The sequence below is a fragment of the Salinicoccus jeotgali genome, assembly GCF_039538805.1.
GTDB classification, from domain to species: domain Bacteria; phylum Bacillota; class Bacilli; order Staphylococcales; family Salinicoccaceae; genus Salinicoccus; species Salinicoccus jeotgali.
This window is the reverse complement of record NZ_BAABCK010000020.1, coordinates 1-26,618: the sequence shown is the minus strand read 5'-3', so window position 1 is coordinate 26,618 and position 26,618 is coordinate 1. Positions and strand designations below refer to the sequence as shown.

At 37.5% G+C, this 26,618-nt stretch carries 25 protein-coding genes and 1 pseudogene; 13 read left to right on the top strand and 13 right to left on the bottom strand.

The window, feature by feature from the left end; all coding sequences use genetic code 11:
• Window positions 1-50: 50 nt before the first annotated feature.
• The 3 genes from ABD734_RS05175 to ABD734_RS05165 are packed head-to-tail and all read left to right on the top strand — an operon-like array spanning window position 51 to window position 4,552.
• A complete protein-coding gene (locus tag ABD734_RS05175; RefSeq protein WP_344702079.1) occupies window positions 51-1,505 on the top strand; it encodes an ABC-three component system protein in 1,455 nt (484 codons plus the stop codon).
• Window positions 1,498-2,214 (top strand): ABC-three component system middle component 1, encoded by a 717-nt coding sequence (locus ABD734_RS05170; protein WP_344702077.1) that lies wholly within the window; start codon window positions 1,498-1,500, stop codon window positions 2,212-2,214. The genes ABD734_RS05175 and ABD734_RS05170 overlap by 8 nt, the downstream gene beginning before the upstream one ends.
• On the top strand, window positions 2,201-4,552 hold the full coding sequence (locus ABD734_RS05165; RefSeq protein ID WP_344702075.1) for an AAA family ATPase: 2,352 nt from the start codon (window positions 2,201-2,203) through the stop codon (window positions 4,550-4,552). The genes ABD734_RS05170 and ABD734_RS05165 overlap by 14 nt, the downstream gene beginning before the upstream one ends.
• A 181-nt stretch (window positions 4,553-4,733) precedes the next feature.
• Here ABD734_RS05165 and ABD734_RS05160 read toward each other — a convergent pair.
• Both ABD734_RS05160 and ABD734_RS05155 read right to left on the bottom strand, forming a co-directional pair.
• A pseudogene (locus ABD734_RS05160) lies at window positions 4,734-5,048 on the bottom strand (toprim domain-containing protein); the annotation flags it as partial.
• A 78-nt stretch (window positions 5,049-5,126) separates the two neighbouring features.
• Entirely contained in the window at window positions 5,127-5,408 is a 282-nt protein-coding gene (locus ABD734_RS05155) for an N-acetyltransferase (RefSeq protein ID WP_344702073.1), read from the bottom strand.
• 167 nt (window positions 5,409-5,575) lie between these two features.
• On the opposite strand from ABD734_RS05155, the gene ABD734_RS05150 reads away from it, so the two are divergent.
• The gene (locus tag ABD734_RS05150) at window positions 5,576-6,064 is read left to right on the top strand and encodes a small multi-drug export protein (protein ID WP_344702071.1); all 489 of its coding nucleotides are present in this window, start codon (window positions 5,576-5,578) and stop codon (window positions 6,062-6,064) included.
• 93 nt (window positions 6,065-6,157) lie between these two features.
• Here ABD734_RS05150 and fdhA read toward each other — a convergent pair whose 3' ends face one another.
• Window positions 6,158-7,366 carry a formaldehyde dehydrogenase, glutathione-independent gene (gene fdhA / locus ABD734_RS05145; RefSeq protein WP_344702069.1) on the bottom strand — a complete coding sequence of 403 codons (1,209 nt, stop codon included), beginning with the start codon at window positions 7,364-7,366 and terminating at the stop codon, window positions 6,158-6,160.
• A 305-nt stretch (window positions 7,367-7,671) separates the two neighbouring features.
• Between fdhA and ABD734_RS05140 the strand changes: the two genes are divergently transcribed.
• Entirely contained in the window at window positions 7,672-8,031 is a 360-nt protein-coding gene (locus ABD734_RS05140) for a Lin0512 family protein (protein WP_344702067.1), read from the top strand.
• Window positions 8,032-8,105: 74 nt separating this feature from the next.
• Window positions 8,106-9,356 (top strand): amidohydrolase family protein, encoded by a 1,251-nt coding sequence (locus tag ABD734_RS05135; RefSeq protein ID WP_344702065.1) that lies wholly within the window; start codon window positions 8,106-8,108, stop codon window positions 9,354-9,356.
• Window positions 9,357-9,453: 97 nt separating this feature from the next.
• Here the strand turns inward: ABD734_RS05135 and ABD734_RS05130 are convergent, their stop codons facing one another.
• Window positions 9,454-10,416 (bottom strand): ABC transporter permease, encoded by a 963-nt coding sequence (locus ABD734_RS05130; RefSeq protein WP_344702063.1) that lies wholly within the window; start codon window positions 10,414-10,416, stop codon window positions 9,454-9,456.
• Window positions 10,409-11,326 carry an ABC transporter ATP-binding protein gene (locus ABD734_RS05125; RefSeq protein WP_344702061.1) on the bottom strand — a complete coding sequence of 306 codons (918 nt, stop codon included), beginning with the start codon at window positions 11,324-11,326 and terminating at the stop codon, window positions 10,409-10,411. Before ABD734_RS05125 ends, ABD734_RS05130 begins: the two co-directional genes overlap by 8 nt.
• A gap of 239 nt (window positions 11,327-11,565) precedes the next feature.
• On the opposite strand from ABD734_RS05125, the gene ABD734_RS05120 reads away from it, so the two are divergent.
• The 6 genes from ABD734_RS05120 to ABD734_RS05095 all read left to right on the top strand — a co-directional run bounded on the left by ABD734_RS05120 (window position 11,566) and on the right by ABD734_RS05095 (window position 18,142).
• The gene (locus ABD734_RS05120; RefSeq protein ID WP_344702059.1) at window positions 11,566-12,069 is read left to right on the top strand and encodes a ferritin; all 504 of its coding nucleotides are present in this window, start codon (window positions 11,566-11,568) and stop codon (window positions 12,067-12,069) included.
• A gap of 246 nt (window positions 12,070-12,315) precedes the next feature.
• Complete coding sequence (locus tag ABD734_RS05115; protein ID WP_344702057.1) at window positions 12,316-13,806, top strand: phytoene desaturase family protein; 1,491 nt, start codon at window positions 12,316-12,318, stop codon at window positions 13,804-13,806.
• An 88-nt stretch (window positions 13,807-13,894) separates the two neighbouring features.
• Window positions 13,895-14,368: a glycosyl-4,4'-diaponeurosporenoate acyltransferase CrtO family protein gene (locus tag ABD734_RS05110; RefSeq protein WP_344702055.1), complete on the top strand. Its 474-nt coding sequence runs from the start codon at window positions 13,895-13,897 to the stop codon at window positions 14,366-14,368.
• Window positions 14,369-14,466: 98 nt separating this feature from the next.
• Window positions 14,467-15,966, top strand: coding sequence for a phytoene desaturase family protein (locus tag ABD734_RS05105; RefSeq protein ID WP_344702053.1), 1,500 nt, complete (start codon window positions 14,467-14,469; stop codon window positions 15,964-15,966).
• 45 nt (window positions 15,967-16,011) lie between these two features.
• Entirely contained in the window at window positions 16,012-17,118 is a 1,107-nt protein-coding gene (locus ABD734_RS05100; RefSeq protein ID WP_344702051.1) for a glycosyltransferase family 2 protein, read from the top strand.
• 208 nt (window positions 17,119-17,326) lie between these two features.
• Window positions 17,327-18,142 (top strand): alpha/beta hydrolase, encoded by an 816-nt coding sequence (locus ABD734_RS05095; RefSeq protein WP_344702049.1) that lies wholly within the window; start codon window positions 17,327-17,329, stop codon window positions 18,140-18,142.
• A 458-nt stretch (window positions 18,143-18,600) separates the two neighbouring features.
• On the opposite strand, the gene ABD734_RS05090 is transcribed toward ABD734_RS05095, so the two are convergent.
• Together ABD734_RS05090 and tagD are read right to left on the bottom strand one after the other, a co-directional pair.
• Window positions 18,601-19,539 carry an NAD-dependent epimerase/dehydratase family protein gene (locus ABD734_RS05090; RefSeq protein WP_344702047.1) on the bottom strand — a complete coding sequence of 313 codons (939 nt, stop codon included), beginning with the start codon at window positions 19,537-19,539 and terminating at the stop codon, window positions 18,601-18,603.
• Between the two features lie 12 nt (window positions 19,540-19,551).
• Window positions 19,552-19,947, bottom strand: coding sequence for a glycerol-3-phosphate cytidylyltransferase (tagD, locus tag ABD734_RS05085; RefSeq protein ID WP_344702045.1), 396 nt, complete (start codon window positions 19,945-19,947; stop codon window positions 19,552-19,554).
• A 64-nt stretch (window positions 19,948-20,011) separates the two neighbouring features.
• On the opposite strand from tagD, the gene araD reads away from it, so the two are divergent.
• Window positions 20,012-20,722 (top strand): L-ribulose-5-phosphate 4-epimerase AraD, encoded by a 711-nt coding sequence (gene araD, locus ABD734_RS05080; RefSeq protein WP_188349277.1) that lies wholly within the window; start codon window positions 20,012-20,014, stop codon window positions 20,720-20,722.
• Here the strand turns inward: araD and murJ are convergent.
• The 6 genes from murJ to ABD734_RS05050 form a co-directional block, all read right to left on the bottom strand.
• On the bottom strand, window positions 20,712-22,220 hold the full coding sequence (murJ, locus tag ABD734_RS05075; protein WP_344702043.1) for a murein biosynthesis integral membrane protein MurJ: 1,509 nt from the start codon (window positions 22,218-22,220) through the stop codon (window positions 20,712-20,714). The genes araD and murJ overlap by 11 nt on opposite strands.
• Window positions 22,221-22,229: 9 nt before the next feature.
• Window positions 22,230-22,934, bottom strand: a complete 705-nt coding sequence (locus tag ABD734_RS05070) for a P-loop NTPase family protein (protein ID WP_344702041.1) — start codon at window positions 22,932-22,934, stop codon at window positions 22,230-22,232.
• 10 nt (window positions 22,935-22,944) lie between these two features.
• A complete protein-coding gene (locus ABD734_RS05065; protein WP_344702039.1) occupies window positions 22,945-23,514 on the bottom strand; it encodes a nucleoside/nucleotide kinase family protein in 570 nt (189 codons plus the stop codon).
• A 14-nt stretch (window positions 23,515-23,528) separates the two neighbouring features.
• Window positions 23,529-24,962, bottom strand: coding sequence for a lipopolysaccharide biosynthesis protein (locus tag ABD734_RS05060; RefSeq protein ID WP_188349281.1), 1,434 nt, complete (start codon window positions 24,960-24,962; stop codon window positions 23,529-23,531).
• Window positions 24,963-25,016: 54 nt separating this feature from the next.
• Window positions 25,017-25,706, bottom strand: a complete 690-nt coding sequence (locus ABD734_RS05055; RefSeq protein WP_344702033.1) for a LicD family protein — start codon at window positions 25,704-25,706, stop codon at window positions 25,017-25,019.
• A gap of 12 nt (window positions 25,707-25,718) precedes the next feature.
• Window positions 25,719-26,618: glycosyltransferase family 4 protein (locus ABD734_RS05050; RefSeq protein ID WP_344702031.1), on the bottom strand; the 900-nt coding region annotated here is incomplete at its 5' end.

Sequence of the window (26,618 nt, the reverse complement as noted above, 5' to 3'; positions counted from 1 at the left end):
ATATTAAGATATTTGTTTATGGAAATTCTTTCAGAAATAGGAGGGATTAGATGGCAGATGAGATGAAAAGTTCTGGATCTGATGCGAATAAAGACAGTATAGTTAACCAAACTACTCACGATGCATCCTCTAGTTGGAATGGTTATACATACCAAGGAAAGGTCGCGATTTACACAACTTTAAAATACATAAACTTCTGTATACAAGGACAAAACGCTCATAAGATTAATAGATTAAAATTAGAGATTGAACACTTAGAAGATTTCTCAATCTTAGAGAGTAACAACTATATTTCTCTTCATCAGGTAAAAGCAAAACCTGAAATGAAGACAATTGGTGGTTATAAAGCTGCTATTATAGACTTACTGGGAAAACTTGCAAATGACAATAATATAAAAGAGGTTAACTTACATACTGCTTCAAAACTAAAAGACTTTGACCAAGGTGAAATATACTCAGGAATTAAAGATTTCGATGTCAGTAACAAAAAGAAGTCCCTTAGTGATTACAAAGATTTAATTATTGAAGAAAACACATTTGATCAACTTTTTAAAAAGTTCAAAGTTTCAACAGACGGGGGCATATTCCCTCATCAAGGAGATATTCAATTTGAACGTGCTATAAAATTCAAAGATATCAAAGATATGATTTTAATTGAAATCCAGACTTATTACTCTAATCAGAGTGATAATTTAAACTCCACACAATTTCAAAATGAGGAAAACAGAGAGTTTATGTACTCTAACTTTATTAACTTAATCGATGAAGTAGTCATGTCACAACACCAGAAAGAAAACCCTGAAGGGAAAATTTTAATAGACTTTACACAATTTACTCAGATATTAAATAATAAAAGTGTATTTGATATAACTCCAAAAACTATTTCCAGCCTATTGTTAAGTGATATTATAGATCAATATTATACATATTATATTGATTATGAACTTGAGGATGAGCCTAGCGAATTATTGAAATTTCATTTAGACCAACTGAAAATTTTCAACGCAGAAAACTTTTTTTTATTATGTAGAAAGTTAGCACCCCACATCTCGCTTCAACATAAAGAAAAGGCAACTCTCTCAGAACTCAGAAATTTAATGGAGCCTTCAGCAGTACGTGAGATTTTTTTACACGCAATAATTGAACTTGCTGAAGTTATTAATCTGCCAGAAGAACCAAAAACTTCATACAACATCCACTCAAAACATTTATTTTTCAGCCTTTCTACTCTTCAAGGAAGTGGCCCTAGTGCTTATAAAAATAGAGGTGAAAGTATCATAAAGAATTTAAAAACAGACGATGATATGTTTTCTTTACTATACGATATTGACGGCTATATTAATAAAGATATAGATAATGAGTTCGAAGGTTCCATTACTAAGATACAATCAGATACTAACTCAAATATAGTTACCGACCATGACAACCGCGATAGTATTACAGATCCCAAAAATATAAAATTTATAAGTATAAATACTTTCAAAAAGGAGTATTTGGATGATTAGTATCATAAAATCTATTTTCAGTGAAAGTAATTTTAATATTATAGAAAATTTAGGAATAAAAACACATGGTCTCGAATATTTATTTGCCACTCGGCATGATGAAAATTTCTTTGATTTTTATTTAGTTGTTGAACTTACCGAAGATCAATTGAAAACAGAAGATATTGATGGAATAATTTCCGACTTTTTCGAAGATATACTCAATGCTTATGAAATACCCGGGATTGATAAAAATTTATCCTTGTTATTATTGGTGGAGAGACCTACTTCTCAGTATAGTGATGATTTTCAAAAACTAGTTTATAAGTATGAAGAAGATCCTTTTAAATTCAAAAAATATGTACTGCCTTTTGTTAAAGGTCAATCAGAACCATTAGTTCTTGAATCAACTCTTGGCCGTAGTATTATTGAATTTATTAATTCTGTAATAAATGATAAAGATTTCTTCTCTGCTTTCAAAAAAGACAGTTCAAGTCTATCAACAGATGAAGCTAAGACATATGATATTGTTTCTAAACTAATTATAAAACTCCCATTCATAACACTTGATATTGATGATAAATCATTACCTAATTTATCTGAAGAAATAGATACAGAGATTTCACCAATAGATAAAAATATTATACAGAATATTTTAGATATGCCATTAGAAGGTATCAGTTGGGACGAAATATTAAAAAGCTTAGAGGTGGAAAATGGTGAATTATAAAATTAAAGAACTTATTATTGAAAATTTTAAAGGAATTGACTCTTGGTATATTGATTTAAAAAATAAAGACCTTACAATATTAGATGGGCCAAATGGTTTTGGAAAAACCTCAATTTTTGACGCAATAGAGCTAGTATTGACTGGCCAAATACGCAGGACAGTACAAACAAAAATCACAGATGGGAATATAGGTTATGAGGATTATTTATATGCTAAAGATCAAAACCAACCCATAATTTTAAAAGTAACACTTGATGATGCTGAAAATAATTACGAGGTAACTATTGGCCGCAAAATAGATCATTTATCAAATCGAAAAAAAGAGAATAGACCTGAATTTTTTAAAAGTACAATTCACTTATTGGATGACATTGAAGATGATTTATCTAACCAAAATAAAAAAGAATCTTTCAAAGAAATCATCGACCTAAACGACTTTGAAAATACTTATGGACTCTATAATTACATAGAACAAGAAGATAGTTCTCATTTTCTCAAGCGTTCAGAAACAGAGAGAATGGCAATAATAAGTTCTTTATTTAATATAGAAAAAGAAATAAATGAACGCAATAAATTAGAAAAAGCAAAGAATATAATGTCGAAAAATCTTCGAAATCTATTTAAAAGAATACAGGATTATGAAGGAGATACAAATCTACCAAGTGAAAATCCAGAAGCAGAAAAAATTGAATACTTCAAACTTTTGCCAGATGAAGTAAATCAAAAAGAGTCCTGGGATAATCGTGTAATTAACAATTTAAACATTCAGCTAAAAGAGACTTACTTTAATAGAATTAATACTTTAAAGTACCTTATCAGTAATTTCACTTCTTTTAAGCAACTTTTAATGAATAATCACATTAATGAATTAATCTATAGTGATTATAAAATTGAGCAAGTCATAACACTTTTCCATCACCATCAATCTATGGAAAAGATTAATGCAGAGCATTATTTAAAAAGAAATCTAAGTGATATTATTAAGTCACTGAAAAGCCATGAAATTCTAAACAAACATATTAATTGGGATTTGTTATATGAACATTTTAACTTGCCAGTCACAAGAGAAAAGTTAGATGATAGATTAAAACTTATACAAAACCTAAACAAACATACTAATCAGGTATCAAGTATGATTAAAGATTTACTCGACCAACGAGAGCGACTTAAGAGAAGTTTTGAATCTTTAATAGAAAACCATAATGTTGAAAGTCATGGGATTGATAATAGTACCTGTCCCTTATGTGGTCAAGAATGGGAGAACCATGCCAATTTACTCAAGGTTTTATCAAATCAAACTGAATTGCTAAAAATGCAACTAGATGAATCGTCTAAGATATCAGAACAACATGTTAAAGCATTATACGATGATATAATAAACAACTTAGTAATAGATATAGAAACGTATAGTAGTAAACTCATAGATGATGAAATCTACTCACATTTAAAAATGTACGATGATAAAGGCTTTAATAAAGAGGAAGTTGCAGAAACATTTAATAGTCTAGGTATCGATATCAACGATTTAGTATATAAACAGCTGGATAATTTTGATGACCTCTCACAGAAAGCTAACGTTTTGAAAAATAGACTTAAAGAAAAACTGAATGATAATAACTCATTTGATTCCACAATATTTGAAGAATCGAAAGATCTATATATAAATACATTTAAGAAAGATGATTCTTTAATCGACAAGATTCAAACCTCAAAATTTGAACAAAAGAAAGCTTATATTAATTATTTATATTTTTTACAATCTAACCAAAAATATCAGGAGTACACTAAGTTGATTGAGAAACATAACAAACTCAAAGAAGCGTATGAATCTATTAAAAGATCCTTAGATGTATATAATAAACAAATAAACCTTCATAATTCAGAAATGATATCAGAAATAGAAGTACCCTTCTTCATATATACTGGTAAAATCCTTCAGCACTATCAACGTGGTATAGGTGTATTTCTCTATGATAATAGACAAAATGAGTCAAAAATTAATACTCTTAGGTTTGTTCCTCCAGAAGGTACTGATCATGATATAGTGCATACTTTTAGTTCTGGTCAATTATCTGCCACTATTTTGGCTCTAACATTATCTTTAAATAAAGTTTATAATCATAATGGAATCAAAACACTCTTAATCGATGACCCTGTTCAAACTATGGATGAAATGAATATGGTATCTTTTATAGAATTACTCAAAAATGACTTTAAAAACTATCAAGTTATATTATCTACACATAGTGACCAAGTTTCACTTTATACACGATATAAATTTGACAAAGCTGGATTTCAGACTACCCGAATTAATGTTAGAGAGATGAGTACTAGATAGTTTTTAAATCTATTTAAATCTATTAAAATAAGAAAAGTGCACATAAATAATAAAAATATATAGATTTATGTGCATGTTTCCTTTATGTACAGCTAATAAAATACTATTGTATACCTAGTAACATTATAAGGTGGATAATATTTGAGGTACTGTACATAAATTTTTATAGAGATACGTCAACATCCGTTGCGATGATGATTTTATCTATATCTTTACGTATCAGCTGTGACTTTACAGCATTGAATTGCCTGCCCGCTTTCTTGATGACAGTCAACTTGAGCGGATCCGGGAGCATCGGGAGGTCATCGAGGTTCCATGTCTTGTATTTCTGATCGTAGCTTTCAGGGTCGGCCAGTGTCACAAGATGACCGAGCGCCCACGTTACAATATATTTATCCCCCTCTAAAAATCCATTGCCTTTTTTATGACAGTTCAACACTTTCGCTATATCCCGCGCTACGGATGGTTTTTCGGCGAGTACGACACTTTTTGCCACTATCCTTCATCCTTTCATTTTTTCACTGCCATCCATTATACATAAAATGCCGGGGAATATTCATCCCCGGCGTGCATTTTAATCTTTAATCATTTTTCTCATCTTATCATCATTCTCCATGACACTCCTTGTAAAGGAGCAGCGCGGTGTAATCTTGCGTTTCTCCTGAGCCGCCAAATCAGCCATGGTTTCTACAAGCTGTGTGCCGATGCCTTCCCCGTCCATGTCGCTTGACACTTCTGTATGTGTCACGACATAGTCCCCTTCTGCGTCCGTTTCGAAAACCATTTTAGCCTGGGGATCGAGCTCATCCTCCCCGACAAACAGCATATTTTCACCTTTTTTGATATCCACTGCCATCTTAATCCTCCTCACCTGAATGATAGTAGTTTATTCCCTTTTATAGGAGTTGATAAGCATGCCAGAAAGTGTGCTTCCTTTGATGGGATACCCGCATTCGTGTATGATTGGAGAAATATAAAACATCGATGCTGTCTCTATAATGCTGCATGGTTTGGAGGAAAGTCATGAATTCATCTCTACTTATCGCCTACTTTTTCGTCTTTGTGCTCTCTGCAGTGCCACTGTTCGAATCATTCGTCATCGTACCGCTTGGCATACTGAGCGGCATGAACTTCCCGATGACCCTGCTCATCGGCATCATCGGCAATCTGGTCACATTGCTGCTGCTCGTCGTAGTAATCGACCGGGTTAAAAATTGGTACTTGAGGCGACGGGAAGCGAAAGGCAAAAATGGCTCAGGTAAATCACAGCGTGCCGAGAAGATCTGGCATAAATATGGTCTGCCGGGTCTGGCGTTCATCGGCCCCTTCTTCGTCGGCAGCCACTTCACTGCCCTGATGGCAGTCATTCTCGGAGGCAGCAGGAAAGCGACATTCTGGTGGGTGACGGCGAGCGTCATCTTGTGGACGGCTGGAATTTCCATTCTTGTGTTATTCGGTGTGGACTTCCTTGAGCTTGAAGACAAGCAGTTCCTTAAAAAAATCATCGAATAACGACTTCAAACGTTTCCACGTTTGCCGGAAGACGCAGAAAAACCTGGATGAAGGGATTACTTCATCCAGGTTTTTTTAAATTGAGTGGCCTATTTATTTGAGTGCGCCATGTGGGTCGATGACGAACTTCTTAGCCGCTCCTTTGTCGAAGTCCTCATAACCGCCTGGTGCTTCATCAAGGCTGATGACAGTCGCATTAACGGCTTTCGCGATTTCCGCTCGGCCTGATAGTATCGCCTTCATCAGATCGCGGTTGTATTTCATTGCAGGCGTCTGTCCGGTGACGAATGTATGTGCCTTCGCCCAACCCAGACCGAAACGGACCTTTAGGCTTCCCTGCTGTGCATCTTTATCCTTTGCACCTGGGTCTTCTGTAACATACAACCCTGGAATGCCAAGGCTGCCACCGGCAGAGGTGACGTCCATTATACTGTTTAATACCGCTGCTGGTTTGTCTTCACCTTCCTGGCCATAAGCTTCGAATCCGACCGCATCCACAGCAGAGTCGACTTGATCGGTGCCGAGGATATTTTCGATCTGTTCGCCCAAACGGTCATGCTTAGAAACGTTGATTGTCTCACAGCCGAAGCTCTCCGCCTGTTTGAGGCGATCGTCCTGCAGATCACCGACAATTACCCTAGATGCTCCGAGCAGTTGCGCTGAATGGGCTGCTGCCAGGCCGACAGGGCCAGCACCGGCGATGTAGACGGTCGAGCCTGTCCTGACGCCTGCAGAGTATGCACCATGATAGCCTGTCGGGAATATATCCGACAGCATCGTCAGATCCAGCACCTTCTCCATTGCGACTTCCCTATCCGGGAAGACGAGCAGCTGGAAGTCGGCATATGGCACCATCACGTATTCGGATTGGCCACCGACCCACCCACCCATGTCGACATACCCATATGCGGCGCCTGGCCGTTCAGGGTTTGTATTCAGGCAGATATGCGTCTTCTGTTCACGGCACATTACACAACGGCCGCACGCTATGTTGAACGGTACAGATGCGATATCGCCCTTCTTGACGAATTCGACATCACGGCCGACCTCAATCACTTCTCCCAGTATTTCATGACCGAGCACCATTCCTTCCGGTGCAGTGGTCCGTCCCCTTACCATATGTTGGTCACTGCCGCATATGTTTGTTGTAATGACTTTCAGGATGACGCCGTGTTCACATTTCCTGCCGACGTTTTCCTTCGGCACACCCGGCCCATCCCTCAATACGAGATCGGGATAACTGATATCCTGAACTTCAACTTTACCATTACCTGTATAGACTACACCACGGTTTCCTTGCATGATACCCCTCCTGACAGTGCACAAGCACTGCGTAATATGTTTTGTTGAACAGCTTAATGCAAGAGCGACAAGGTGCTTAAATTTCATCTCCTTTCCAAGGTTTTTATATGATAAGCCGAATGGCTTTATCCGCTTTACATAAGTCCAAAATATGGAACATATATCCATCTTATACCCTTCTGAATATTCAGTCAAATTATAACTTACAGGTGTACAGCTTTTAATTGCCCGAAAAATTTGTTCCTACGCCACCATAAACGGTATAGTAATGGTGGATACAAAAAATGATACAGGGAGTGTTGATTATGAAACAACTTGTTTTCATCGAAACAGGCACCGGCACCGACGTGCATGGCCAGGATATAAATGTGGCGGCCCGTAGGGCTGTGGAGAATGCCCTACATTATAATTCGATGCCGGGCATCAGAAACATACTGCCTGAGAACAACCTCTCCAACATGAAGGTGAATGTGAAGCTTGGTCTGCCGATGGATCATGATCGCCTGGATGTTGAAGCGGTCAAAGGTATGATTCCGTACGGTACGGTTACAGTTGAACTGCTTGACGGCGGTCTTGCCACTTCAAGCGGCATCTATCTGGAAGACCAGAATGATAAAAATGATCTGATGTATATCGTCAATGCGGTCGTAGAAGTTGGGTATTGATCGATAATTAATATGGTTATCGGATAAATATAATAAAATTGAATCAAGCAATAACAGAAACGAGGTAAATCGCAATGAAGAAATTCATCAACGCCAACATTTATGGAACAGAAGGGCCCCAGCAAATTCTGGTCGACGACGGGAAGTTCAAATCAATCGCGCCGGATGTTGGAGAAGTCGACACCGTTACTGATCTTGAAGGGAAATTGGTACTGCCACCCTACGTCGACCCACACCTCCATCTGGATTATATTTTTTCCGGATTGGGCGAAGGCAACGCAAACCGCTCAGGCACCCTGTTCGAAGGGATACAGAGATGGAGCGACAACAAGAAGTCATTGACCGAGGAAATGGTACGCGAACGTGCATTAGAGGGCATCCGTAAAGAAATGAACCACGGTGTACAATACATCCGGACGCATGTCGACGTGACCGACCCCAACCTCACCGGCATGAAGGCACTGCTGAAGCTCAAAGAAGAGCTGAGGGATGTTGTCACGCTCCAGCTCGTCGCGTTTCCACAGGAAGGGTTCTTCCGGTACGAAGGCGCAGAACAGCTGGTTGAGAAAGCATTGACCATGGGCGCTGATGTCGTCGGTGGCATCCCCCACTTTGAAATATCCTATGAATACGGCGTCGAATCATTGAGGCGCATTGTGGACTTGGCGGTCAAATACGACGTCATGATAGATATCCACTGTGACGAAAACGATGATCCCAACAGCCGCTTCCTGGAAGTGCTGAATGCACTCGCCATGGAACAGGACTACGGCCCGAAAACGACGGCGAGCCACACATGCAGCTTCGGCTCGGTCGATGGCTCCTATGCATCGAAGATGATGGGACTGTTCAAGGCGTCCCAGATCAATTTCATCTCATGTCCCACAGAGAATGCCCACCTCCAGGGACGCGCGGATTCCTATCCGAAGCGTCGGGGACTGACGCGCGTCAAAGAGCTCCTGGAAAACGGCAACACGGTCGCGTTCGCACAAGACTCCATAGCCGACTACTGGTATCCGCTCGGCAACGGAAACATGATGAATATACTCGATAACGGCATCCATCTCGCCCACTACACCCACATCGATGAGATCAACAAAGCGTTCGATCTCATCACCTATAATGGCGCGAAAGTCATGAACATTGAAGCGTACGGGTTGGAAGTGGGGAATCCGGCCAACTTCATCGTACTCGATGCACAAGACGCATACGAAGCCATCCGTGAGAGAGCGGAAGTACTCTGTTCTGTACGTAATGGCGAATATCTCTTCAAAAGGGCGCCACGCAAAAATGAAGCGGCTCATGAGCTGCTGAAAGATCTATAACCATTAAAGGACACCTGCTGAATAGCAGGTGTCCTTTCTTTGTGGCATATGCAATTAAACATGTGACGGGATTTATCTCGTTACGTGTTCCTAGTGGTTATGTGACGTCGCGTTTAGTGAAGACACTCCACGCCGCAACGATGAAGATGAGCATATAGACGGCAATGACCGCAACTGAGAACCCTATGGTCATCTCTTCCCTTATCGGCCCCATGCTGTTGAAGTAGACCGCCAGGTCGGTGTTGGCAAACAGTACGAATTTAGACCAGGCGTACTGGGACATGGCCACTGAAGCCGTCGTGCCGGCGAACATCAGGAACATCGAAATGCCGATCGCCAGGGCACTGCTCCTGAATATGCTCGATATCATAAATGCAAACGTTGCGAGCACGATTATGTTTATCAGCTTAAATCCGTATTGGAGCATTATTTCGGACATCACGCCGTTATGGGACAGGCCTTCAGGTCGGTTCACTAACGTTTCCGGACCAGCTGATGGCAATCCGTACATGATTGCACCGATGATAAAAGTCATCACGAGCAGGCTCAACATGGTCAACAACGCAAACAACAATACAGCTATATATTTCGACAACAAGATCGTCGCTCTCGGGATCGGGCGGATCAGCAGTTGCTTGATGGTGCCCCATCTGAACTCATTGGCCACAATCCCTCCTGCAACAATGATGGTGAACAGGTTGATCAGCGAAGAGCCGAATAGATTATCCAAAACGAAATTGCCGGCATGATAGCCGGAAGGCCGCACATCATTATCGATTCTGTAGGTGTTCTCCTCTATCTGCTGCATATTTCTCTGTTCAATGAACGGATCTTCTTCCTTTTCATCTTCGATCTCCTGCATCAGCGTCTCGTTCTCTTCCTCGAGCTCGGTCTTCCAGTCGTCCGAATAGGACGTTTCAGTGTCAACCGAATCGGTGACGGTGTTCATCACCAGGCTGAAGACGACCGCTGCCAACAGGAAGGCGTACATAATCCAAGTTGATTTCATGATGTAGATTTTCGACAGTTCGTTTCTGATCAGGCTCATTATTCTATTCAATGACATTCTCTCCAATCATCTCGAGGAATCGTTCTTCCAATGTTGATTTGGCCGCATCCACACCATAAACGGCGATGTCTTCGGCCACCAGTTTTGTGATCAGTTGCGGGATGTCGGACTGGTTCATTTCAACTTGAATCTGATCGGTCGTATCCACTATTTTAATTGTCTCTTCAAGCTTGAGCAGTTCGATCGCCTGCTCCTTTGGCTCGAGGGTGAGTTTGACGGTATGCACCTTTGTTTCATCTACTTCGTTCAAGTCCTTGATGGCGATGATTTCACCATTTTTAATGACCCCGATGCGGTCGCACATCAGATCGATTTCGCTCAATAGATGGCTCGAGACGATGACAGAAACACCGTCCTCAACCGCCAGCTTACGTATGTATCTGCGTATTTCCCTTATGCCTGAGGGGTCAAGGCCGTTCGTCGGCTCATCCAATATGAGGACCGATGGGTTATGCAGCAGAGCCTGGGCGATGCCGAGACGCTGGCGCATCCCTAAAGAATACTTCGCCACTTTCGTTTTGATCGCATTTTCAAGGCCCACGAGACGGATCACTTCATTGATGCGTTCCTGTGTCACACCTTGTGACATGCGGGCAAAGTGCTTCAAGTTCTGCCAACCGGTCATGAACGGGTACATTTCAGGGTTTTCGACGATGGCACCGACCTCACTGATTGCTTGCTTGTAGTTCTTTTTGATGCTGTTGCCTTGGATGATCACATCCCCGCTTGTGATGCCCATGAGCCCAACCATCATTCGGATGGTCGTCGTCTTGCCTGCTCCATTGGGTCCAATGAAGCCAAATACTTCTCCCGGACGCACGGTAAAATCAAGGTCTTTAATGATGGTTTTACGTCCGATCTTTTTATTCAGCTCCGTAATGGCCACTGTAGATTCCGGCATACATTACACTCCTTTCATTCGTTTAAAATATTATTCGGAATTCAAATAATTGACAAATTAAATGATATCACAAGAAATTCTGTTTTTCAGTGATTTTTTCGATTTAACTGATTGCTGGAAGTCCTCCCTCTATTGCTGAAGGGATAAAGGGACGACATTAAATTTTTGTTCTTAAAAATGATATATTTGATCAGAAGAGGGTAAATATAACTAAATCGTCTAAAGGGAGTGTTTATAGTATGTTATCGGAAAAACTTACAGAAAAATTGAATGATCAGATGAATAATGAATTTGCGGCAGCTCACGAGTATATGGCTATGGCCGCTTATTGCGAGCATAGAAGTTATGATGGTTTTGCGAACTTTTATATTCAGCAGGCGGAAGAGGAACGCTTCCATGCCATGAAGCTCTATAATTATTTAAATGATCGCAGCGTGCACGCCACATTTAAAGAGATTCCTGCTCCAAAAGTGAATTATGATTCTATCATCGACACCTTCAAGGCAGGATTGGCACAAGAGAGGGAAGTGACGGAATCCTTCTACACTATTTCTGATATCGCGACTGAAGAAAAAGAATATGCGACACTGTCCTTCGTCAGATGGTTCCTCGATGAACAGGTTGAGGAAGAAGCCACATTCGAGCGCCATATCGACTATATCGAGCGCATCAAAGACGACAACAATGCCCTCTTCATCTATGAACGGGAGCTCGCCAAACGTAGTTTCGACGGCGGCAAATAATAATCAACCGGAAATGACAAATGGACGATTCATGTGAACGACTGCATGAATCGTCTTTTTATACCATTTTGGATGATCAATTCCATCAATTTTCTACGGTTACGGTATATAAATTAAGATAGATATTTAAAATCATCTAGATAATTATAATAATTCTGTACACTCAATCACTGTGATATCATTGCTGTAAACGTAAGATGCGTAATACAGTGTAACTAATCGTTTCTATATAAGGAGATGTGTCGAATGCCACAAAAAAGCGTATTGATAATCGGCGGCGGGCTCGGCGGCCTGTCTGCAGCGATTTCCCTGGCCCAAAAAGGATACAAGGTATCTCTATATGAAAAGAATGACCACTTGGGCGGGAAGGTGAATCGTCTGGAGCAGGATGGCTTCGGGTTTGATCTTGGTCCCTCCATTCTGACCATGCCGAAAGTATTTGAAACGCTATTTACTAATAGCGAGAAAAGGATGGCAGATTACGTGCCGACCATTAAGCTCGACCACCAGTGGCGCTCCTTCTTCCCGGATGGCAATGTCATCGATCTGTATGAGGATCTAAAAGATATGCGCGAGCAGAATCCATCATTGAGTGATAAGGATATTAAACAGTATGAAGATCTGCTTGCGTATTCCAAGAAGCTTTACCATACGACCGAGAACAGCTACTTCAAAGGGGTCGATGATAAGAAGGACATCATGGAGTACCAGGGGTTGATCAGCACTTTGAAGGGCTTCGATCTATTCTCGACGATCTATCAGGGCATCGACAGGCGGATCAGCAATGACCAATTGAAGGATATGCTGTCCTATTTCATCAAATATGTCGGGTCCTCCCCCTACGATGCGCCTGCTGTATTGAACATGATGATATATATGCAGCATGACCAGGGCGTGTGGTATGTGCCGGGCGGTCTGGGTAATCTTGCCAAAGGGCTTGTGCAGCTCGCCGAAGAGGTCGGCGTGACATTCCATACCGGCCAGCAGATTACGGCCCTCCACTATGAAGATGGCAAAATCATCGGCGCTGCTTTGGAAGACGGCACAGACTTGCAGGCAGACTACTACGTCTCGAATATGGAAGTCATCCCGACCTACGAAAAGCTGATCGGGGGGAACAAGGATTATGTCGAGAAGATAAAAAAGAAATTCGAACCGGCCAGCTCCGGACTCATCATGCATCTGGGGGTAAAGAAAAGCTATCCTCAGCTTGCGCATCATAACTTCTTCTTTGCAGAAGATATGAAGAAACAGATGAACAAGATATTCCAACGCCATGAACTGCCGGATGACCCCGTCATCTATCTCGTCAACGTCAATAAGACCGATCCAAACCAGGCCCCGCCAGGCCATGAAAACTTGAAGGTCCTCCCCCACATCCCATATATCCAGGATGAACCTTTTACCGCTGAAGACTATGAGCGGTTTGCGGAACAAACCTTGATCAAGCTTGAAAGGATGGGCCTTCAGGACCTTCGGCAGAACATTGTCACAAAAGATATATGGACACCAGAAGACATCGAGCGCGCATATGGATCAGACCGCGGGGCGATCTACGGCACCCTATCGGACCGTAAAAAGAATAAAGGGTTCAAACACCCGAAGCAAAGCCCCCACTATAATAACCTCTACTTTGTCGGCGGCACGGTCAATCCAGGCGGCGGTATGCCGATGGTGACGCTGAGTGGTCAGCATGTTGCCGATAAGATTGTCAAAAGGGATTCAGAGGAAGAGTGATGCCCAACTCCCCTGGAATCACCCTAGTGTTAAAGGCAGGGGTACAGAAGCCTGTTTCGAATAATAAAAGCGATTAGGAGGCCAAGCCATGCAAATGATCTCGCTCCCCCTATTTTGGACCATCATCCTTGATATAATCGCATGGTTCTTTTTCCATATGATCATTTCAGTCTTGTGCTTCAAACTGCCGCTTGCTTCTTTTCAGAACAATGCTTTCTGGTCGCGCATCTATCGATGGGAAGATTCAGGAAATCTTTGGCATCGCCTATTCCGCGTGAAATCATGGAAAGGCAGATTGATCGACGGCGCTTCCCTATTTAAAAAAGGGTATCAGAAAAAGACGTTGCACGGGGTGAATCGATCAGAGCTTAAGACTTTTGCCGAAGAGACGAAGCGGGCCGAGCTGACGCACTGGGCATCCATTCTACCCGCTCCACTGTTCTTTTTATGGAATCCGCCTCTGGCAGGTTTTCTGATGATCGTCTATGCAGTCGTCTTCAACCTCCCCTTCATCATCACCCAGCGGTACAACCGCGGCCGCATTGAAAAGATGTTGTCATAAACAGACAGCTTCAACTGTCGGCCTACATACCAAAACACTGTACACAGCGCATTACAATATAAACAGGATTGAATATGCTTTAGGAACGGGGAATAACCATGAGTAAAAAAGTGATCGTCATCGGGGCCGGGGTTGCCGGACTGGCAAGCGCCATCAGACTGCAGTACGCCGGCTATCAGGTGGAAATCCATGAGAAGGCATCCACTCCGGGCGGAAAAATGAACCGCATAGAAAAGGATGGGTATCAATTTGATCTCGGCCCGAGCATCGTCATGATGCCGGAATTATACCGGGAAGTGTTCGAGCTGTGCGGACGTGACCCTGATGACTATATCCCTATGGAGAAATTGGATCCCATGTATCGGGTCTACTTCAGCGATAAGCCCGATGAACCGATAGACATCTCATCCGATCTGACTGCATTGACCAAAACCATCAATGCCATCAATGAAGCGGATGTCGAAGGCTTCCTTCACTATATGAGTGATATATATAAAGGCTATACTTTTGCCATGGAAAACATCCTTAATCGACCTTTCTATAACAGAAAGGATGTCTATAACCTTTCCATGATTAAAAAAGCACCAAAGGTGAAACTGGTCGGCACTGCTGATAATTTCATCGGAAGGTATATTGAAAGTGAACGCCTAAAACAGATCTTCGGTTTCCAGACATTGTATATCGGAGTGTCCCCATTTAATGGCCCCTCTTTCTATTCGATGATCCCAATGATTCAATTTTTATATGGGATATGGTTCATTAAAGGCGGCATGTATACGATGGCATCGTCCATGGAAAGGCTTTTTGAAGAACTTGGCGGTGTGGTGCACTACGGAAGCGCGGTGCAGGAAATAACCATCGACAACAATAAGGCAGATGGCATCATTATAGATGATAGGAAGGTCGAAGCGGATTTTGTCGTCTGCAACGCAGATTTTCCGTATGCGATGAAGCATCTGGTGAAAGCACCTAAGGCCAAGGGGAAATTCACAGACAAGAAGATTGAGGGTATGAAATACTCCTGTTCCGGCTTCCTGCTGTATTTGGGAATGGACCGGAAGTACGAAGACGTCGAGCATGTCCATAACTTCATCTTCAATGAAAAGCTTGAGAAGAACATGCAGGATATTTTTGATGGCAAGAAGCTCGAACATGCATCATTCTATGTCTATATTGCATCGAAACTCGACCCCACGCTTGCACCGGAAGGCAAAGATGGACTGTATATACTGATGCCGGTATCGGATGTCGCCACAGCAGACTATGAGTGGAATGATGAAACGATTGATTACTACCGCACATATATCCTGGATACTCTGAAGAAAATAAAGGGCTTCGAGAACATTGAGCAGGAAATCGTCACCGAAACCCATTTCACACCACATGAATTCGCATCCAGATTCAATGCGTATAATGGGGCTGCTTTCGGGCTCCAGCCTACCCTTTCACAAAGTATCCATAAACGCCCGCAAAGCAAGTCGCCGAGCTGTGACAATTTGTACTTCATAGGCAGCAGCACGCACCCAGGTGCAGGCGTGCCGATTGTACTGATGTCTGCAAAGATTGCGACAGACGCACTCATGCAGGATGACAGATGAAATATGAACCACGAATGATCACTGAATGAAGAGAGGGAACAATTTATGATGGTCAGTATCATATTGGGGCTACTCACAATTCTGGTGGGGATCCTCATGTTTTGGCAGCTGCCACTTCCTCACAGCCAAGGGAGGCATGCCAACATGCCTTTTGTATCCATCATCATTCCGGCAAGGAATGAAGCGGAAAGGATCCCCGCCCTATTAGAATCCTTGCAGCATCAGAATTTCAAAGCATTTGAAGTGCTGGTCGTCGATGATGACTCTATGGACGATACAATGTCCATCTCGCAATCTTTCGGGGCCACCGTGCTGTGTAATGAAGCGACGCAGGAGGGTGCCGGGAAATCAGCAGCATGTTGGCACGGTGTGCAGCATTCAAAAGGAGAATGGCTGCTTTTCCTCGATGCCGACACACACTTCACCACTCCAGATAGTCTGGGTCATCTGCTCGAGTTCTATCGCCAAAAAGGCGCAAGGGGCCTGTTATCCTTGCAGCCATTCCATCACATCAAAGATATGTATGAAAATCTATCCGCGATCTTCAACATAATCGTCATTGTGGGCATGAACGTCTTCACCATATGGGGGCGCCGATTCAAGCCAGCAGGCTCATTCGGCCCGACCATCTTATCCAATAGGGACGATTACCTTGCATCAGGCGGACATAAGAAAATCGAGGGCGCGCTAATGGATGATCTCGCACTGGGCGAAGCTTTTCTAGATGAAGATTTACCTGTTTATTGTCTTGGCGGTAAAGGCGTCATATCTTTCCGCATGTACCCTGAAGGATTCAAAAGTCTTGTAGACGGCTGGTGTAAAAGTTTTGCGCTCGGTTCACAATCCACACACCCTCTCGTCATGATGATGACCATCATCTGGATTTCCGGCAGTTTCATAAGTGCCGGCGCATTGATCTCTTCCCTTGTGGCAATGGACCCAGTAGCCATCGTGCTCACGGGCTTGTTGTATCTACTCTACGCATTTCAAACGATGGGGTTCGCCCGAAGAAGCGGGAATTTCAAAAGGTTTATCTTCCTCTTCCACCCTATCCTCTTTACATTCTTTGCAGGAGTATTCGTATATTCCCTATTCCGGGTACACATACTGCGCTCCGTCAATTGGAGAGGACGGAAGATAACCCTCAAGTGAATGTTGTCTCTAAGCTCCCCTACTCGCCCATCCACAGGACCCATTATTAATTGAGGGATAGTGCCAGCTATACTTTTGGAGACTGGAGTTATGTAGCATTCCTCAACCATTGTTGCATCACAGCAGAGAAAGAAGTGAGTCAGTTATCATTAAAACCATCATCGCGAAACTATTACGGGCGCTCCCCGATCAAGCGATTAAAGCACCCATGGTCGATCATCAACATATAGAAGCCAAAACGGATTTCACAGTTGAGACATCCATAGGGCCGACTCCAGTGTCCTTCTACTATCCATTGGGAGACAAACAAAAGAAGCGGCCCGTCTACATCAATCTCCACGGCGGCGCCTTCATCATGAATGACAAGGACATGGATGATCCCTATTGCCGCTTCCTGGCAAGTCAGACGGGATGTGTCGTCTTTAACATCGACTATGTGAAAGCACCCGAGTATCCTTTTCCCAAGGCGATTGAACAATGTTATGAAGTACTACAGTGGATGAAGGAAAGTGCAGATGACTTGAAAGTCGATGCCGATAAAATAATGATTGGTGGCCAGAGCTCAGGCGGTAATATCGCAGCCGCTCTGTGCCTCCATCTTGAAGAAATTGGCGAAAAACAACCCCTCCTCCAAGTCCTCTCTTCTCCAATGCTTGATTTTGCCACACCATTCTCAGAAAAACCCGAGCCCAACAAGTGGCGCGCACGCTTCCCACAAGTCGCTCACTTTTTGAATCTGTGCTATGTGCCTAAAAAGGAAGATGCCAAACACCCCCTGGCCTCCCCCGTCTATGCCGATATAAACAGCCAGTTGGCTCCTGCACTTATCATAATTGCAGAGCATGATGCGTTCAGACCAGAAGCGGAAATGTATGCTGCCAAATTAAAAGCAGTTGGAGTAAGTGTCGAAGATCACCTCTTCATAAACTGCATCCATGCGTTCACGCATATCGGCCCAAAAGAAAAGGCTCAAGAGGCTTGGCAGCTGATAGCTTCGAGCATCAAGACAGCTATTGAAGAATAATGCACGATCCATCCTAACTTTACCGAGACACATTAATAACAATACGTTAATCATCGTAATTTCTTGAGAATATAAATGTTGTTACTTTCACGCCTTAAAAAAAGTCTGTATCTCCCCCTCTACTTTAGGTTAGATACAGACTTTATATTTATCCAAACAAAGTATATTTTCTTCTAGTACAAAAACTCACGTAAATTTTAAGTAAATGAAAACTGATATTTAAACAAGTTTCTAAAGAGAATATTCCCGTTATATAAAACTAAATTTGATTTAGATAAACTTTCCAAAAAACGGTCGTTTTATGAACTTTAAAATGTCGCATAATTTAGTTGTTACTTCATTGTAAATTTTAAAATTCAAACTTATGTTTATCATTTTTATATAAAAACTCCCTTTAAATTGAGTGGTAAAATCAACATTAAAGGGAGAATATAAACATTTCTTTTTGTGTTTTAATACTATTTATTATCTTCATCGAATAATATATATTTGTGTAAATTTTCTATTCTAGATCGATAAGGTTTGAACCCCAACTCTTTGATCCGTTTAATATCTGCTACAGAATGTTTGACATCTCCTCTCCGGGGTGATACGTAATTAAGAGGAATATCATAACCAAATTTATTTTTAAATATAAGATACATTTCATTAAGAGACATAGAAGTCCCTGTACCTAAATTATATATTTTTCCTGTTGTTTCTTCATTATCTAATACAATTAAGATTCCTCGTATTAAATCGTCAATATAAATAAAATCTCTAGTTTGATGACCATCTCCAAATATTTTAAATTCAGTTTTATTAATAAAACTTCTCTTTAAAATTGACAATACTCCTGAATAATCAGAATAAGGATTTTGTAACGGTCCATACACATTAAAAAAGCGTAATGATACAGTAGGAAGATTATATAAATCATGATATAATTTCATGTACTGCTCTGAAGTGAATTTTTGAATCGCATATGGAGAACGAATATCTATTTTAGATTCAAGAGATTTTGGCAATTGATCGTTTCTTCCATATACAGCTGCTGACGAAGCAAAAATTATTTTTTTTATATTATTGCTATACAAACGTATAGATTCTAAAAGATTTATAGTCGCATTTACGTTGACTTCATGAGATTTTAAAGGGTTGTCAACAGTCTCTACAACGCTCACTACTGCAGCTAAATGAATGACATAATCAAAATCATATGTTTTTATAAGTTGTTCTACAAATTGTTTATCCTCAAAATTTTCAATAAAAATTTGTTCTTTAGGTAAAAAAGATATATTAGATAATTTTCCAGTTGATAAATTGTCTAACACATATACTTTATTTCCTATTCCTGATAATTTTTTAGTCAAATGAGAACCGATAAATCCGGCTCCTCCAGTAATTAAAACCTTCATTTCTATCTCCTATTATTTGAATTTTTTTAAATCTTTTTTAATACGTGTAGTCGAAATATTAGGTGTTCTTGGAAGATATTTTACGTCGCAAAACTCTTTTAAATAATCATACGCACCCCTCCAATCGTCTCCCATTACAAATGTATGTACATTATATTTTTTAATATCATTTAACTTTTGCTCTTTATCTGATACTTCTGGAATGACTTCGTCAACAAAACGCAACGCTTCTAATAATTGATTTCTTTGTGAATAGTTATAATAAGCTTTTTTATTTTTTACTTTATTAAATTCATCTGTGGATAAACCTACAATTAAATAATCTCCTAACTCTTTTGCTCTTCTTAACAGATTTAAATGTCCTTTGTGAAGTAGATCATACGTACCATATGTGATGATAATTTTCATTATTGTTTCCTTTCTATTTCTAATAACACTGTAATTTGATATATTGTTATTAGGAGTGATTATTATGTTTTTTCAACTTAAAAAAAATGTAAGCGATGCGAATAAATTGCTAGAAACGAACCAATTAGTTACTTTAACTTGGGGAAATGTGAGTGAGATAGATAAAGATTTAAATGTCATTGGCATTAAACCTAGCGGTATCCCCTATTCACAATTAAAACCTGAACATATTGTAATCGTAAATTTAGATGGACAAATTATCGATGGCGATTTAAATCCATCTTCCGATTTGGAGACTCATCTTTATTTGTATAATAAATTTCCTACCATTAAGGGCATTACACATACACATTCATCGTATGCAACTTCTTTCGCACAATCTGGAATAAGTATTCCTCCACTCGGAACAACTCATGCAGATCATTTTTATGGCAGTATTCCAATCACAAGAAAATTATCAGATAATGAAATTCTTTATAACTATGAAAGAAACACAGGAAGAGTTATTTACGAAATATTTTCAGATTTGAATATAATGCCTCAAGATATACCGGGTGTCCTTGTTAATCAACACGGTCCATTTACTTGGGGAAAATCTGCCTTAGATTCACTTGAAAATGCTATTGCTTTGGAAGAAGTAGCAAAAATGACATTTAATGCAAAATTACTCTCTAATAATTTTGAGGCCATTAATCAAACTTTGTTAGATAAACATTTTCTCAGAAAAAATGGAGCACGTGCAACTTATGGACAAAATAATAATTCTAATATTTGATGTAACCAATAATTATTCTTATAGTTTTAGCTTTAAAAATAATTAAAAAGAGACTATAAAATATTATTGTAATGAATACACTACTTAAAAGTTTTAACAGCAACGCAAACATAAAATATTTATAAATAATATAAGCAATAGTACTAGAAATTAAAGAAGCAACGATTATTTTAATTAATTCACTTGTGATTTCTCTCGCATGTATATTTACATATTTTTTTATTTTAAAAAAAGAATATATAAATCCAATCATCGAAGCTAAAGAAGTCGCCAAAGATAACCCAAAAACACCAAGTATGTTTATGAGAATTAAATTTAATATTATATTAGATAAAACAGTAACTATACTGATTTTCATTACCATTTTTGTATCACCATTCGAGTAAAAAACGACATCTATTATTTCTTTATAACTATAAAAACATAACCCTAGGATATATCCAGTAAAGGCTAAAGAAGTTAAAGTAACAGATTTTTGTTCAAACGCACCGCGTTCAAAAATGGTACTCACTATATCTGCACTGTAGAAAACAGAAATAAAAGTTACTGGAATCATCACAGCAGATATTAAATATATAATTTTTATTAAGTGATTTTTAAGTTCTCTTTTTTCATTTTTTGCTACTAACTCAGTTGCGGTTGGATACCATACCGTAGCAATAGCTGTAGATACTATTCCATTGAAGACATTTACTAATCTTTGTCCATAGCTTAAACTAGATACTGCTCCAATTTCTAAAGTTGAAGATAACATTCGGTCAACTAAAGTATTCAGTTGTATGACTGCAGCATTAGTAATCGCTGCTGGAAAATTTTTAAAAATTTCAATAACATTTTTATTTTTTAAATCTAAATCTATTCTAAATTTATATCCCCAATTTAAGAATGGCAATACGATCAAAAATCTTAAAATACTGCCAAATACTAATGCATAGGCAAAAACCTTTACTCCATATTCATCGTAATAAAAAAATCCAAGTATAAATAGTGGAAGATATGATACAATTTCTCTGATTTTACTCGCGAAAAATTTTTTATGAGCTTCTAACATTGCTGAATAAATAGAAGCAATAATAATAAAAACATATTGAATAGACACGATTTGTAGCAAATCTGTAGTTAATAATTTAGTTTCATGATTAAATCCAGGAGCTACCATACCCACAATAATATCTGCGAAAAAAAATAGAACTACGGAAAATACTAATGATATTAAAATAAATAAATTGAGGATTTTATTGGCTAGAATATCTGCTTCTTTCACATTAATAGTAACACTTATTTTTTTGTATACGGGCAAAAAAACTGCCCATATTCCTAGGCTAAGCATGGGATATAAAATTAAGTGAACTCCATTCAAAGTGTTGAATGCATCTGCTTTATAAGAAGTCCCTAAGTAATAACTTATAACTAACTCAGATAGAAAAGCCATAAGTTTTGCTAGTATTGTCAGTGTAAATACCACCAAGAAACTAATTGTGATTTTTTTAAATTTCATTAAAGATCCTTAACCTAACGTTTTATAATTAATTTCATTTAAAATTATATTGGTATTGTAATTTATAGAATTTAATCCATTTAGTTTAACTTTTAAAATATTCTTATTTTTATTAATAGCATTTTGCATTTTTTCTAGTTGTTTCTCATTTGACGTTAAAGCATTTAACATATCATTCGAAGATAGATGATCGAAAATACTAGTTTTGTTCAAACGCTTTTGCATCCTTTCTATTGATATTCTTTTACCCACTTTTACTTCAATATTTATAATTGTCAAATGCATAGATATTTCATTCACTAGACTATCGAAATAAGCCCTATCTATCAACTCACCGTATTTAGTAGAAGACCATAATTTATGTAATATACCTGAATCGTAGATTATATAATCGACTTTCTCATATTCATTTTTAATTAATAAACCTATATAAAAATGTTCCATAGCATTTATTAAAAAACGAAAATTATGCCATGAATATTTTTTTTGCGCAATAAAAATATGAATAAAGGGTTTTGCATGATTAGGTTCTTTAAAGATATAAATTATTAACATCAAATATTTTATTATTTTATTCTTTCTTTTAAACCCTAAAATTTTAGTGATATCATCTGAATCTACGCAAAAGTTATTTTTTTTCATTGATGTATATAATGCTTTATATAACGCTGTTTTTCCAGAACCTGGATTCCCAGTAAATTCAATTACTTTCATTTCTATTCCCTTAACCTTTATTTTTTAAGTCATTAGTAATCATTTGTATAATTTGCTGTTCGCCTAATTGATCTGTATTTATTTTTTTTATATTTTTATTTTTTAAATATTTATAATCAAAAATCTTTTTCTTTCTTTTAAGTTCTATTATTGAGTATTCACTTTCAAACTCTGAAGGTTTTCTTTGGATAGAAGTATTAACATCACAATAAAAATAATAAATTAAGTGTGGCATAGGCATTAAAGAATATATAACCTTATCTAAAATCCTTTTAAATTTTCTAGCGTCTATAGGATTATATAATGGATGTCTATCATAAATAATTACTCCTTTTTTCCTCTCATTTTTTATAACACGGTACCATCGATCATAATAGAGTGACACTCCACTTAAAATTTTGAAAAATACGTTGTCCTTTTTTTTCTGCACAATATATTTTCTAAATTTTGTTTCAGCAGACTTATTTGCGCCCATATGCTGTATTTCAATTTTTTCATCCAACTTATTTTTTAATATATTTGCGATCGTTGACTTTCCAGTGCCATCTACACCGATAAAAGCTATTTTAATTTCTTTCAAAATAAATACCTCTCTTATTTATTTATAAAATTTCTTAAAGGAATCATCATCTGGTTTTTAATCCATAAAAAATGTTCACCATAAAATTTCTCTGAGTTAAATAAATATAGCAATAATAGAAATATTATATATATACCAAATGTGAACAAAATCTCTATCATAAATAACAAATTTAAAAAACTAGTAATTTTTTCCATAATAATTATTGATAAAAAAGCCATTAATATGGCATAAAATACTGGTTTATGTGCCAGTATTAATTTTTTAATTGAAATTTTTAAATTTTTTATAGTTAATATAGTCATTAACAAATAATTAATTAAGATTCCCAATAATACGCCAATACTAACACCTTCTATTCCCCAATTTTTCCCATACCAAGCTCCTACTAATATTAAAAAAGCGTAAATTATTTTTATCACAGAATATTGGTAAACTAAACCCAGTGCTTGTATATAAGAATCACTAATTCTATAACTCGTTCTAAACATTAACCCTATAATTAATATTTTAAAAATAGGTACGATAGATATCCAATTACTCCCATATATAGCATACACAATTTCTTCTGCTAAATAATACATAAGTATGCTGCTAGGAATAGTCAAAAAGGATATTAATGATAAGTTCATTTCATATATGTATGCTATTTTTTCTTTCTGAGTTTGCATTTTAGAAATAGCTGGAAATAATACTGCATCTATAATCTTAGTAAACAAATTGGCAGGAGCGACTAACAATTGATATGCTCTATCATATTGACCTAAAGTATATGCTCCAAATGATCGACTTACAACAAGTTTATCTAATTCCTTAGCTAATTGGTTAGCAGTCTTGCTAATTGTAAATCCACCCCCAAAAAAAATAAATTCTTTAAATTCTTTTTTATTAATTTGAAATTTTAAAGGATATGGTTTATATATATATAATAATATAGCTTTTAAAACATTTTGAATTATTAATGCCAACACCAATGCCCAATAATTAAAATGTAATAGAGCAAGTAAAATAGCTGAACTTGAATATAAAATAAATGTGATAATATCGATTTTTATAATAATTTTGAAATTCATATCTCTTTGAATCAAAGATTCTGAAATTGTAGAGAAACCCTTAGCTATAAAAATGATAGTAATTAATTTTAGTACTAAACTCGTTTCTTTTATATTCAATAAATCTGCTATAAAATCAGACATGAAAAATATAATAGAAGCACATGCCACACTAAAAATCAGAGTAATAGTAAACCCTGTTTTTATATGAGATTTAGTTATATGAGGACGTTGTATTAGTACAGGGCCAACTCCTATTAAAGAAAAAAGTTTTGCTAATGATATTACAACTCCTGCTGCTGAGACAATTCCGAAATCTTCCGGTTTCAATAAACGGACCAAAAGAAATAAAGATATAAATTGTAGAATAAATTGTGCGAATTTTCCAATAGTCATCCACATGATTCCTAGAAACGTTTTTTTCGGCCAAAGTATTATTCAATTATCTCACTAACTTTCGTAATAAACTTTTGCGTAAAAATCAACTTTTTTTCTTATTTCTCTATCTGCGCCACTCCAATTTTTATTTGGGTATATATAATCCAATCCATATAATTCAATTAAATGTTCGTGATAGTTTGCTGGAATTGGTAATTTTTTCTCGTACATCAAATGTTTATCTAATTCGAAATTATTTACTACATTTTCATAAACAATCAAACCACCATATTTTTTAATGCATTCGTTGGGACTCAAGTCTTTTGTAGTCATGTAGTCATAAAATATTATTTTATCGTTTTTCTTATATGCAAGAAATATATCTACCTGAGCAGTTTTATATTTAAAAGTTACTTCTATTAAAGTATTATCTAATAAGCGTGCTTCTTTTATTTTTTTAAATCCTGCATTAATTATCTTGTTTTCAATGTAATCGTCATATACCTCTCTAGGCATGGCTAAATCAATATCTGCATCATGTGATAAAATTTTATTTTCTCTAATAGCACCCAATAAAGTACCAAATTCTAACCAATATGTATAATTATTTTCTGTTAAAGTGGTTGTCATTTTTTCTAAAGCAGGCTTTGCATTACGTTTAAAAGCAGTCGATTGCATTAACAGATATGGCTTTAATAATAGTTTTTTTGCATATCTATAAACCCCTAATCGATAAAAAACATCTTTTATAAAATTTTCCACGTACTTACTCTCCTATTTTTTATTTAAAACATGTGTATAAAAATTAATTGTTTTTTTATACATCTTATCAAAAGTAAAATGTTCTAAGTATTTTTCATAAGATGAATCACCATATTTTTTTAATAATTTGTTATCATTAAGTAACATTTTAAGCGCATTTGAAATTTCTTCTACATTATTGTTTACAAGTAACCCTTGTTTTTTATTTTCTATCAACTCTTTGATTCCTCCCACATCTGAAGCGATTATTGGAAGTTTTGCTCTCATACCTTCTATAATACTAATCGGCAATCCTTCAGATTTACTAATTAATAACAAAACATCAGATTTTTCTAAATATGGAATCACATTATTTTTTTCTCCTGTAAATATGATTTTTTTATCTAAATCCAACTGTTTGGCATAGTCTTTAATAACATTCAAATTTGGTCCGTCTCCTACTAACGTTAATTCCCAATTATCAATCTCTATGTTCTTTAAAGCTGTTAGTAATAGGTGATGATCTTTAGGGTGAGCAAATCGTGAAACCATAATCAAATGTAATGTATCTCTTACGTCGTCGTTCCTGCAAAATCTCACATCTTCTATACCATTGTGGATGACTCGTGTCGCTTTTTTATTTATTATATTATGTTTTAATCCAATTAGATAATCATTGTATGAGACAGTGATAATCCCATTAGTTATTTTAGCAATATATTTCTCAAGGAATAAAAACAATTTTCTTTTAAAAAAATTGTTAAATGGAGAGAATGACCAACTATGTGCAGTGAATACCGTTGGAATATTTAAAGAATAAGCAGCTATTCTTCCTAAAATACCTGCTTTTGAAGAATGTATTGCAACCAAATCAGGAGCTAACACTCTAATTTTTTTTCTTATTTTATACAAAGAAGAAATGTCTTTAATTAT